This is a genomic window from Nonomuraea sp. NPDC003214, from assembly GCF_053590035.1.
The window spans coordinates 54798-66704 of record NZ_JBSFSX010000021.1; the positions used below are offsets into that span (position 1 = coordinate 54798).

Below are 11907 nucleotides of genomic sequence, written 5' to 3' on the forward strand. Positions count from 1 at the left end.
TCGGCGTCCGCGCGAGGTTCCCTGCCCCATTGCACGAATGTCATCGAATGGGCTGATTGCCCAATGAAAGTTTCATTCTGATCTGCGGAAGAATGTCGCGCTCGCTATGCTCCGAACGCATTCGACGCCGATCGACGAGGTGGCTCATGGGCGAGGGAACCCCCAGCTGGACGCATCAGGACCCGGATTACCTGCCGCCGGAGATCGACGCGAGCAAACCCAGCATCGCCCGCGTCTATGACGCTTTCCTGGGCGGCAAGGACAATTTCGCGGTCGACCGCGCGATAGCGCTGGAAGGCATGAAGCATTTCCCCGACGGCGGCGAAGGCGCCCGGCAGAATCGCGCGATGCTTTTCCGGGGCGTGCGCTACATGACCGAGCAGGGCATCGACCAGTTCCTCGACCTCGGCTCCGGGCTGCCGACGATGGACAACACCCACTCGGTCGCCCAGCGGATCAACCCGCGCGCCAAGGTCGTCTACGTCGACAACGACCCGATCGTGCTCGCCCATGCCCGCGCGATCCTGCAGACCAACGACAACACCCGGGTCATCACCGCCGACCTGCGCGAGCCGGAGGCGATCTTCGAGCATCCGAAGGTGGCCGGCTTCCTGGACTTCTCCCGGCCGATCGGCCTGCTGCTGGTGGCCGTCGTGCACCATCTGGGCGACGAGGAGGGCCCGGAGGAGCTGGTCGGCACGTACAAGGCGAAACTGGCGCCGGGCAGCTTCATGCAGCTCACGCACTTCTGCTCGTGCGCGCCGGAGGTGCGGGCGCTGGAGGGCGTCCTGCTGGCGATGCTGGGCACCGGGCGGGCCCGCGACCTGAAGGAGATCGTGCGCTTCTTCGACGGGCTGGAGCCGGTCGAGCCCGGCGTGGTGCACGTGCCGCTGTGGCGGCCGGAGCAGCCGGTCGAGCTTCCCCTCACGCTGGGCGGCGTCTGCATCGCGGGCGGCGTGGCCCGCAAACCCTGACCGCGCCGCCGGTGACGCGGCCGTAATCGAACCGACGCTTGACGAGACTGGTTGTTAACGTTCACAGTCTTCCCAAGCCCGGAAAGGAGCACGGCTGTGGCATCCATCCAGGGGCGCCGCCCGCCTGTCATGGCCGACGTGGCCAGGGAGGCGGGAGTGTCCCACCAGACGGTCTCCCGCGTGCTGAACGAGCATCCCAACGTGCGCGGCGAGACCCGCACCAGGGTTCTGGAGGCGATCGACAAGCTGGGCTACCGCCGCAACCTCGTCGCCCGCGCGCTGGTCACCAGGCACTCGCGCACGCTCGGCGTGGTCAGCTTCGACACCACCCTGTACGGCCCCGCCAGCACGGTCTACGGCATCGAGCAGGCGGCCCGGGCGGCCGGTTACTTCGTCAGCATCGTCAGCCTCAAGTCCATCGACAGGAGCGGCGTCCGCGACGCCCTCGACTACCTGGCGGACCAGGGCGTCGACGGGATCGTGGTGGTCGCCCCGCAGCGGTCGGCCGCCCAGGCGCTGGCCGACCTGCCGCTCGACATCCCGGCCGTCGCGGTCGAGGGCGGCGAGGCCGGCGACGTGCCGGTGGTCTGCGTGGACCAGGTCGAAGGGGGCAGGCTCGCCACCGAGCACCTGCTCTCGCTGGGGCACGAGACGGTCTGGCACGTCAGCGGGCCGTCCGACTGGCTGGAGGCCGAGGGCCGGGTCGCCGGGTGGCGGGCCGCGCTGGAGGCGGCCGGCCGGGAGACGCCGGAGCCGCTGGCCGGTGACTGGAGCCCGCGTTCCGGTTACGAGGCCGGTCGCCGCCTGGCGGCCATGCGCGACGTGAGCGCGGTCTTCGTCGCCAACGACCAGATGGCGCTCGGCGTGCTGCGCGCCTTCACCGAGCAGGGGGTGAGAGTGCCCGGTCAGGTGAGCGTCGTCGGCTTCGACGACATCCCCGAGTCGGAGTTCTTCTCGCCGCCGCTCACCACTGTCAGGCAGGACTTCGGCGCGGTCGGCAGGCACAGCATCGGCATGCTGCTGCGCCAGATCGAGGGCGGCGGCGAGCATGAGCGGCTCGTCGTGCCCCCGGCCTTCGTCCGGCGCGCGAGCACCGCTCCGCGCTGACGGGCGGAGCAGCCGGACGGCGAACGCCGTCCACAAAATGTTAACGCTCACAAATTTCAGAAAGGACACCCCCCACGTGTTGAAGAAGATCTCTGTGCTGGTGGCGGCCGTCGTCGCCCTGGCCGGATGCGGTTCGAACAGCGGCTCGACCGGCAGTGACCCGGCGGGCGGCGCGGGCGACTCGATCACCATGGGCTTCTCCCAGGTCGGCGCCGAGAGCGGCTGGCGCACCGCGAACACCAAGTCCGTGCAGGAGTCGGCCAAGAGCGCCGGCATCGAGCTGAAGTTCTCCGACGCCCAGCAGAAGCAGGAGAACCAGATCAAGGCGCTCCGCTCGTTCATCCAGCAGAAGGTGGACGTGATCGCGTTCTCGCCGGTGGTGGAGTCGGGCTGGGACACCGTGCTCAAGGAGGCGCAGAACGCCAAGATCCCGGTCATCCTGACCGACCGCGCCGTCGACTCCAAGGACACCTCGCTCTACAAGACCTTCCTCGGCTCCGACTTCGTCGAGGAGGGCAAGAAGGCCGGCCAGTGGCTGGTGGAGGAGTACAAGGACGAGTCCGGCCCGGTCAACATCGTCGAGCTGCAGGGCACCACCGGCTCGGCCCCGGCCAACGACCGCAAGGCCGGTTTCGCCGAGGTCATCGGGGCCGACCCCAAGTTCAAGATCATCGCCTCGCAGACCGGCGACTTCACCCGGGCCAAGGGCAAGGAGGTCATGGAGGCGTTCCTGAAGTCCAACCCGGACATCGACGTGCTGTACGCGCACAACGACGACATGGGCCTGGGCGCGATCGAGGCCATCGAGGGCGCGGGCAAGACGCCCGGCACCGACATCAAGATCATCACGGTGGACGCCGTCAAGGACGGCATGCAGGCCCTGGCCGACGGGAAGATCAACTACATCGTCGAGTGCTCCCCGCTGCTCGGCCCGCAGCTCATGGACCTGGCCAAGAAGGTCGTCGCGGGCGAGCAGGTGCCGCCCCGCGTGGTGACCGAGGAGACCACGTTCACCCAGGAGCAGGCCAAGCAGGCCCTGCCCAGCCGCCAGTACTGATCCCAAGGGGCCGGGCCGCGGCCCGGCCCCGCCACCGGAAGGGGATGGCGATGGCCACACCCGCGCCGGTCCTGCGGATGAGCGGGATCGGCAAACAGTTTCCTGGCGTGCGCGCGCTGGACGGCGTGGACCTGAGGCTGCTGCCCGGCGAGGTGCACGCGCTCATGGGCGAGAACGGCGCCGGGAAGTCCACCCTGATCAAGGTGCTGACCGGCGTCCACCAGGCCGACGAGGGCACGATCGAGCTGGCCGGCCGGCCCGTCGCGTTCGGCAGCCCGCTGGAGGCCCGCCAGGCCGGCATCAGCACCGTCTACCAGGAGGTCAACCTCTGCACCAACCTGTCGGTCGCGGAGAACATCCTCATCGGCCGCGAGCCCCGCAGGTGGGGCCGCATCGACTGGAAGCGGATGCGGGCCCGCGCCCGCGAGCTGCTCGCCCGGCTGGAGCTGGACCTGGACGTGTCGGCGCCGCTGTCGGCCTACTCGCTGGCGATCCAGCAGATGGTGGCGATCGCCCGCGCCCTCGACGTCGAGGCCCGGGTGCTCATCCTGGACGAGCCCACCTCCAGCCTGGACGCCGACGAGGTGGGCCAGCTCTTCCGGGTGATGCGCAGGCTCAAGGACGACGGCATCGCGATCCTGTTCGTGTCGCACTTCCTGGACCAGGTGTACGAGATCTCCGACCGGATGACGATCCTGCGCAACGGCCGGCTCGTCGGCGAGTACCCGACGCGCGAGCTCAGCCAGGTCGACCTCGTCGCCAAGATGATCGGCCAGGAGCTGGCCGCGCTCGACCGGCTGCACGGCGAGGCCGCGGCCTTCGACCGTCCCCTGGTGGAGGCCCGCGAGCTGGGCCGCGCCGGGGCGATCGAGCCGTTCACGCTCACGATCCACGAGGGCGAGGTCGTCGGGCTCGCCGGGCTGCTCGGCTCGGGCCGCACGGAGGTGGCCCGGCTGCTGTTCGGCGCCGACCACGCGGGCGGCGGCCGGGTGGCGGTCGGCGGCGCGCCCGCGTCGCTGCGCACCCCGCGTGCCGCGATGGGCCACGGGATCGCGTTCTGCTCGGAGAACCGCAAGGCCGACGGCCTCATCCCGGACCTGACCGTCCGCGAGAACATCATCCTCGCGCTCCAGGCGACCCGGGGCTGGACCAGGCCCGTGCCGCGCGAGCAGCAGGACGAGCTGGTCGAGCGCTACGTCAAGGCGCTGCGCATCAGCCCGCCCAACCCCGAGCACCTGGTGCGCGACCTGAGCGGCGGCAACCAGCAGAAGGTGCTGCTGGCCCGCTGGCTGATCCTGGAGCCGCGGCTGCTCATCCTCGACGAGCCCACCCGCGGCATCGACGTGGGCGCCAAGACCGAGATCCAGCGCCTGGTCGCCGAGCTGTCCGGCGGCGGCATGGCGGTGCTGTTCATCTCCGCCGAGCTGGAGGAGGTGCTGCGGCTCAGCCACAAGGTCGCCGTGCTGCGCGACCGGCGGCTGGTCGCCGAGCTGCCCAACGGGCCCGAGCTCACCACGGACGTGCTGATGGAGACGATCGCGAGCGGAGGCCGTACGTGATGGCGGCGATGCGGCGGCTGATCTGGCCGCTCCTGATCCTGGCCGCGCTGTTGCTGGTCAACGTGGCCTTCATCCCCGGCTTCCTGTCGGTGGAGGTGCGTGAGGGGCACCTGTACGGGAGCCTGATCGACATCCTGCGCTTCGGCGCGCCGCTCATCCTGGTCTCGCTCGGCATGACGCTCGTCATCGCGACCGGCGGCATCGACCTGTCGGTGGGCTCGGTGGTGGCGATCTCCGGCGCGCTGGCGTGCCTGCAGCTCAGCCAGGACCAGGGCGTGTTCACCGCGATCGTGCTGGCGCTCGGGCTGAGCACGCTGCTGGGCGCCTGGAACGGGTTCCTGGTGGCCGGGATCGGCATCCAGCCGATCATCGCGACGCTGATCCTCATGGTCGCCGGGCGCGGCCTGGCCCAGCTCATCACCGACGGGCAGATCATCACCGTCAACGACCCGGCCTACAAGCTGATCGGCGGCGGCTACTGGCTGACCGTGCCGTTCGGCGTCCTCGTCGTGCTGGCGGTGCTGGCGATCACCGCGTTCCTGACGCGGCGGCTGGCGCTGGGCCTGCTCATCGAGTCGGTCGGCGGCAACGCCGAGGCCAGCCGCCTGGCCGGCATCCGCGCGCGCGGGATCATCGTCATGGTGTACGCGTTCGCGGCCCTGTGCGCGGGCGTCGCCGGGCTCATGATCAGCTCGAACGTGTCGAGCGCCGACGGCAACAACGCCGGGCTCTGGATCGAGCTGGACGCCATCCTGGCCGTGGTCATCGGCGGCACGTCGCTGGCCGGCGGCCGGTTCTCGCTCGGCGGGACCGTGCTCGGCGCGCTCATCATCCAGACGCTGACCACGACGATTTACTCCGTCGGCGTGCCGCCCGAGACCACGCTGCTGTTCAAGGCCCTCGTGGTGGCGGCGGTCTGCCTCGTGCAGTCGCCGGCGTTCCGCGAGAAGGTGTTCCACCGCCGGCGGCGGCCGTCCTCCGCCCGTCCGGCCGAGGAGAAGGTGCGGGTGACGGCATGACGACGCTCTCCCTGGGCGGCGGGCGGGCCGTCCCCGCCAGGTACGTCCCGGTCCTGGTGACGGGGTGCCTGTTCGTGGCCATGTTCGTGGTGGGCGGGATCCGCTACGAGGGGTTCGCCAGCGGGCAGGTGGTGCTCAACGTCTTCATCGACAACGCGTTCCTGCTGGTCGTGGCCGTCGGGATGACGTTCGTGATCCTGACGGGCGGCATCGACCTGTCGGTGGGCTCGGTGGTGGCGCTGTCGACGATGATCTCGGCGAGCCTGATGGCCGGGCCGGGCTGGCCGCCGTACGTGGTGGTGCCGCTGGTGCTGCTCGTGGGGTCGGGCCTGGGCCTGCTCATGGGCTGGCTGGTGCACGCCTTCGACATCCAGCCGTTCATCGTCACGCTGGCCGGGATGTTCCTGGCCAGGGGGCTGTGCTACACGATCGGCACGGAGTCGATCCCGATCGAGGACGCCACGTTCACGGCGTTCGCGCAGACCAGGATCGACCTGTTCGCCGATCTGTGGATCTCGCCGAGCGTGGTGATCGCGGCCGTGGTGGTGCTGGCGGCGGCGTACGTGCTGCACTACACGCGGCTGGGCCGGGCCGTCTACGCCACCGGGGGCAGCGAGCAGTCGGCGCTGCTCATGGGGCTGCCGGTGGGCCGGACGAAGGTCGCCGTGTACACGATCTCCGGCTTCTGCTCGGCGCTCGGCGGGGTGCTGCTGTCGTTCTACATGCTCTCCGGGTACGGCCTGCACGCGGTGGGCATGGAGCTGGACGCCATCGCGGCGGTCGTCATCGGCGGCACGCTGCTGACCGGGGGCACCGGGTTCCTGTTCGGCACCGTGCTGGGCGTGCTCGTGCTGGGGCTGATCCAGACGATCCTCAGCTTCGAGGGGACGCTCAGCTCGTGGTGGACGAAGATCTTCATCGGCCTCCTGCTGTTCGCCTTCATCCTGCTGCAGCGGCTGTTCTCGGCCCGGAGACGCCCCTGACCTGGCCACCTGTGGTTACCGGACCGTTTCCGGGAGGTTACCGTCGTCCATTGACACCAGCGTTGTTAGCGATAACAATCAGCCCAGACGTAATGCGAACTTTGTTCCGGTTTATCACGGTTTAGCACCGCAACCCCCATACGAGGAGAGTCAAGGATGAGGTTGGGACGAATCGGGGGCGTGGTGTCCGCCATCGCGCTCGCCGCGACCATGACGGCCTGCGGCTCCGCCCAGAAGACCATCGACGCCGAGGCGTCCGAGGCCGCCGCGGGCGGCAACGCCGGCGCCCTCGTCGGCGTCACGATGCCGACCAAGTCGTCCGAGCGGTGGATCCACGACGGCGACAACGTCAAGAAGCAGCTCGAAGCCCTCGGCTACAAGGTCGACCTGCAGTACGCCGAGAACGACATCCCCACCCAGGCCAACCAGATCGAGAACCAGATCACCAAGGGCGCCAAGCTCCTGATCGTCGCCTCGATCGACGGCACCGCGCTGACCTCCCAGCTCCAGCAGGCGGCCGACAACAAGATCCCGGTCATCGCCTACGACCGGCTCATCCGCAACAGCCCCAACGTCGACTACTACGCCACCTTCGACAACTTCAAGGTCGGCGTCCAGCAGGCGACCTCGCTGCTGCAGGGCCTCGGCGTCGACAAGGGCGAGAAGGGCCCGTTCAACGTCGAGCTGTTCGGCGGCTCGCCCGACGACAACAACGCCACGTTCTTCTGGAACGGCGCCATGTCGGTGCTCCAGCCGAAGATCGACGACGGCACGCTGAAGGTCAAGAGCGGCCAGACCGACTTCAAGACCGCCGCCATCCTCCGCTGGGACCCGGCCACCGCGCAGAAGCGCATGGAGGACATCCTCACCAAGACCTACACCGGCGGCGCCGAGGTCGACGGCGTCCTGTCGCCCTACGACGGCCTGTCCATCGGCATCCTGTCGGCGCTCAAGAGCAGCGGCTACGGCACCAGCGGCCAGCCCTACCCGGTCGTGACCGGCCAGGACGCCGAGCTCGCCTCGGTCAAGTCGATCGTCGCCGGTGAGCAGTACTCCACCATCTTCAAGGACACCCGCAAGCTCGCCGAGGTCACCGTCAAGATGGCCGACGCCGTGCTCAAGGGCGGCAAGCCCGAGGTGAACAACACCAAGGACTACGACAACGGCACCAAGGTCGTCCCCTCGTACCTGCTCGACCCGGTGATCGTGGACGAGAGCAACTACAAGGACGTCATCATCGGCGGCGACTACTACACCGAGGACCAGCTCAAGTAGGAGCGCGCTCCGGGGGCGGCACGCCCCCGGGGCCCTCCCGGGCGAGGGGCTTGAGACATGACCGACCACATCTTGCGGATGAGCGGGATCACCAAGACGTTCCCCGGCGTGAAGGCGCTGCAGGACGTCACCCTGTCCGTGCGACGGGGCGAGATCCACGCCATCTGCGGCGAGAACGGCGCCGGCAAGTCGACGCTGATGAAGGTGCTGTCCGGCGTCTATCCGCACGGCACGTACGACGGCGAGATCCACTTCGACGGCGAGCGGGGGGAGTTCGGCGGCATCCGCGACAGCGAGCGCGCCGGCATCGTCATCATCCACCAGGAGCTCGCGCTCAGCCCGCAGCTCTCGATCGCCGAGAACATCTTCCTCGGCAACGAGCGGGCCAGGCGCGGCTTCATCGACTGGAACCGCACCAATTACGAGGCCGCCCAGCTCATGGCGCGCGTCGGCCTGCGCGAGAACCCGACGACCGTCGTCTCCGACATCGGCGTCGGCAAGCAGCAGCTCGTCGAGATCGCCAAGGCGCTGTCGAAGGAGGTGAAGCTGCTCATCCTCGACGAGCCGACCGCCGCGCTCAACGACGACGACTCGGCCCACCTGCTCGACCTGCTGCGCGGCCTGCGCGACGAGGGCATCACCTGCGTGATCATCTCGCACAAGCTCAACGAGGTCACCGCGATCGCCGACTCCGTCACGATCATCCGCGACGGCCGCACGATCGAGACCCTCGACATGGCCACCGACGCGGTGACCGAGGACCGGATCATCTCCGGCATGGTCGGCCGCGCCCTCGACAACCGCTACCCGCCGCACGAGCCGACCATCGGCGCGGAGGTGCTGCGCATCGAGGACTGGACCGTGCACAGCCCCAGCCAGCCGGGCCGCAAGGTCGTCGACGGGGCGGCGCTCACGCTGCGCCGCGGCGAGATCGTCGGCCTGGCCGGGCTCATGGGCGCGGGCCGCACCGAGCTGGCGATGAGCCTGTTCGGCAGGACGTACGGGGTGAACATCTCCGGCAGGGTCTTCAAGGACGGGAAGCCGATCGAGATCCGCACCGTGCAGGACGCCATCCGGCACGGCATCGCGTACGCCACCGAGGACCGCAAGCGCTACGGCCTCAACCTCATCGAGGACATCAAGCGCAACGTCTCGGCCGCCGCGCTGTCCGGGCTGTCGCGCCGGGGCTGGGTCGACGAGCACGAGGAGTACGCGGTCGCCCAGCGCTTCCACAAGAGCATGAACATCAAGGCGCCGAGCGTGTCCAGCGTCGTCGGCAAGCTGAGCGGCGGCAACCAGCAGAAGGTCGTGCTGTCCAAGTGGATCCTGACCGAGCCCGACGTGCTCATCCTCGACGAGCCCACCCGGGGCATCGACGTCGGCGCCAAGTACGAGATCTACACGATCATCAACAGGCTCGCCGACGAGGGCCGGGCCGTGCTGGTGATCTCGTCGGAACTGCCCGAGCTGCTCGGGCTGTGCGACCGCATCTACACCCTCTCCGAGGGCCGCATCACCGGTGAGGTGCCGCGCCGGGAAGCGACGCAGGAACGCCTCATGCATCTCATGACCAAGGGACAGGAGTAGCTCCAATGAGCAGCATCACGCCCGCCGGCGTCCAGGCCGGCACTCAGGGCGGCGGGGGAGGGGAGCCGCGGCGGCCCGGCCGGGTGTCACTCGGCGGCCTGTCGCTCAACCTGCGGGCCAGCGGCATCTACATCGCCTTCGCGCTCATCGTCGTGTTGTTCTCGGTGCTCACCGACGGGGCCCTGCTCACGCCGCAGAACATCTCCAACATCATCGTCCAGAACTCCTACGTGCTGATCCTGGCGATCGGCATGATCCTGGTCATCATCGCCGGGCACATCGACCTGTCGGTGGGCTCGGTGGTCGCGGTGACCGGGGCGCTGGCCGCGGTGCTCATGGTCAACATGGGCCTGCCGTGGCCGCTCGCGCTGGCGCTCACCGTGCTGGCCGGCGGGCTCATCGGCGCCTGGCAGGGCTACTGGATCGCCTACTTCGGCATCCCGGCGTTCATCGTGACGCTGGCGGGCATGCTGCTGTTCAGGGCGCTGACGCTGACCGTGCTCGGCAACCGCGGCATCGGCCCGTTCCCCGACCAGGTCCGCACCCTGGCCAACGGCTTCACCAGCGGCTACCTGGGCAACGTCGGCCTCGGCGCGCTCGGCGGCGCCGACCTGTTCAGCCTGCTCATCGGCGTCGTCGCCATCGCCGGCATGGTCACCGCCCAGTGGCGCTCGCGGGCCGCCCGGGCCGGCTACGGCCAGAGCGTCGAGCCGATGGCGCTGTTCGCGCTCAAGATGGCCGCGGGCGCCGCCGTCATCCTCTTCCTGGTCGTGCAGCTCGCCCGCTTCCACAACCTGCCCTGGGTGCTGGTGCTGCTGGCGATCCTGGTGCTGGCGTACTCGCTGATGGCCAACCGCACGGTCTTCGGCCGGCAGATCTACGCGATCGGCGGCAACCTCCAGGCGGCGGTCATGTCCGGCGTCAAGGTCAAGAAGGTCGTCTTCTGGATCTTCGTCAACATGGGCGTGCTCTCGGCGATCGCCGGCATCATCTTCGCCGGGCGCCTCAACCAGGCGGGCCCGACGGCGGGCAACAGCTTCGAGCTCGACGCGATCGCGGCGGCCTTCATCGGCGGCGCGGCCGTGCAGGGCGGCGTGGGCAAGGTCGTCGGCGCGATCACCGGCGGCCTCATCATGGCCGTGATCAACAACGGCATGTCCCTGATCGGCTCCCCGAGCGAGCGGGTCATGCTCGTCAAGGGCGCCGTCCTGCTGGCCGCCGTCGCCTTCGACGTGTGGACCAAGCGCAGGGCCGGCGCCGCGGGCTGACGGCCGCGCACTACGATCTGCTAGCCGACGGAAGGAGAGAGCGTGGGAGCGATCCCCAGGCGACGCCTGCCTGTCATGGCCGACGTGGCCAGGGAGGCGGGCGTGTCGCACCAGACGGTCTCCCGCGTGCTCAACGGCCATCCGAACGTCAGGGCCGACACCCGCGCCCGCGTCGAGGCGGCCATCACCCGGCTCGGCTACCGGCGCAACCTGACCGCCCGCGCGCTGGTCACCCGGCGCTCGCGCACGCTCGGCGTGATCAGCTTCGACACCACCCTGTACGGGCCGGCCAGCACGATCTACGGCATCGAGCAGGCGGCCAGGACGGCGGGCTACTTCGTCAGCATCGTCAGCCTGAAGTCGATCGACGCCGACAGCGTGCGCGACGCCATCGCCTACCTGACCGACCAGGGCGTCGACGGGATCGTGGTCGTCGCGCCGCAGCACTCGGCCAGCCAGGCGCTGGAGAGCCTGCCGATCGGCACGCCGGCCGTCGCGGTCGAGGCCACCCACCGGGCCGACATCCCGGTGGTCCGCATCGACCAGGCGGAGGGCGCCCGGATGGCCACCCGCCACCTGCTCGACCTGGGCCACGAGACGGTCTGGCACGTCAGCGGCCCGGCCGGCTGGCTGGAGACCGAGGGGCGGCTGCGGGGCTGGCGCGAGGCGCTGGAGGAGGCGGGGCGGCCGGTGCCGGAGCCGCTGACCGGCGACTGGAGCCCGCGCGCCGGCTACGAGGCGGGCCGGCGGCTGGCCGCGACGGCCGGGGTCACGGCCGTCTTCGCCGCCAACGACCAGATGGCGCTCGGCGTGCTGCGCGCGCTCTCCGAGGAAGGAGTGAAGGTGCCCGGCCGGATCAGCGTCGTGGGCTTCGACGACATCCCCGAGTCGGCGTTCTTCTCGCCGCCGCTCACCACCGTCAGGCAGGACTTCGACGTCGTGGGCCGCCACTGCATCGAGATGCTGCTGCGGCAGCTCGACGCCGGGCCCGGCCCGTACGAGAGGCTGGTCGTGCCGCCCGGCTTCGTCGTCAGGTCCAGCACCGCACCGCCGGCCGCCGCCGCAGGGTAGGAACCAC

General features: G+C 69.7%; 10 protein-coding genes. All 10 read left to right on the forward strand.

Annotation, left to right across the window (positions count from 1 at the left end):
• The first annotated feature begins 146 nt into the window (after window positions 1-146).
• The 10 genes from ACWDXC_RS40655 (at window position 147) to ACWDXC_RS40700 (ending at window position 11900) form a co-directional block, all read left to right on the forward strand.
• Entirely contained in the window at window positions 147-974 is an 828-nt protein-coding gene (locus ACWDXC_RS40655) for an SAM-dependent methyltransferase (protein ID WP_357588642.1), read from the forward strand.
• Between the two features lie 129 nt (window positions 975-1103).
• Window positions 1104-2081, forward strand: a complete 978-nt coding sequence (locus ACWDXC_RS40660) for a LacI family DNA-binding transcriptional regulator (RefSeq protein ID WP_219506896.1) — start codon at window positions 1104-1106, stop codon at window positions 2079-2081.
• A gap of 76 nt (window positions 2082-2157) precedes the next feature.
• Window positions 2158-3138 (forward strand): ABC transporter substrate-binding protein, encoded by a 981-nt coding sequence (locus ACWDXC_RS40665; protein WP_357588640.1) that lies wholly within the window; start codon window positions 2158-2160, stop codon window positions 3136-3138.
• A 50-nt stretch (window positions 3139-3188) separates the two neighbouring features.
• On the forward strand, window positions 3189-4697 hold the full coding sequence (locus tag ACWDXC_RS40670) for a sugar ABC transporter ATP-binding protein (protein ID WP_449991564.1): 1509 nt from the start codon (window positions 3189-3191) through the stop codon (window positions 4695-4697).
• An 8-nt stretch (window positions 4698-4705) separates the two neighbouring features.
• On the forward strand, window positions 4706-5716 hold the full coding sequence (locus ACWDXC_RS40675) for an ABC transporter permease (protein ID WP_219506802.1): 1011 nt from the start codon (window positions 4706-4708) through the stop codon (window positions 5714-5716).
• On the forward strand, window positions 5713-6699 hold the full coding sequence (gene yjfF / locus ACWDXC_RS40680; RefSeq protein ID WP_219506800.1) for a galactofuranose ABC transporter, permease protein YjfF: 987 nt from the start codon (window positions 5713-5715) through the stop codon (window positions 6697-6699). Before ACWDXC_RS40675 ends, yjfF begins: the two co-directional genes overlap by 4 nt.
• A gap of 156 nt (window positions 6700-6855) precedes the next feature.
• Window positions 6856-7974 (forward strand): multiple monosaccharide ABC transporter substrate-binding protein, encoded by a 1119-nt coding sequence (gene chvE, locus ACWDXC_RS40685; RefSeq protein ID WP_246645166.1) that lies wholly within the window; start codon window positions 6856-6858, stop codon window positions 7972-7974.
• Window positions 7975-8031: 57 nt separating this feature from the next.
• Window positions 8032-9561, forward strand: a complete 1530-nt coding sequence (mmsA, locus tag ACWDXC_RS40690) for a multiple monosaccharide ABC transporter ATP-binding protein (protein WP_449991567.1) — start codon at window positions 8032-8034, stop codon at window positions 9559-9561.
• A 5-nt stretch (window positions 9562-9566) separates the two neighbouring features.
• Window positions 9567-10829, forward strand: a complete 1263-nt coding sequence (mmsB, locus tag ACWDXC_RS40695) for a multiple monosaccharide ABC transporter permease (RefSeq protein ID WP_357588638.1) — start codon at window positions 9567-9569, stop codon at window positions 10827-10829.
• A 75-nt stretch (window positions 10830-10904) separates the two neighbouring features.
• Entirely contained in the window at window positions 10905-11900 is a 996-nt protein-coding gene (locus ACWDXC_RS40700) for a LacI family DNA-binding transcriptional regulator (protein ID WP_449991621.1), read from the forward strand.
• Window positions 11901-11907: the final 7 nt, after the last annotated feature.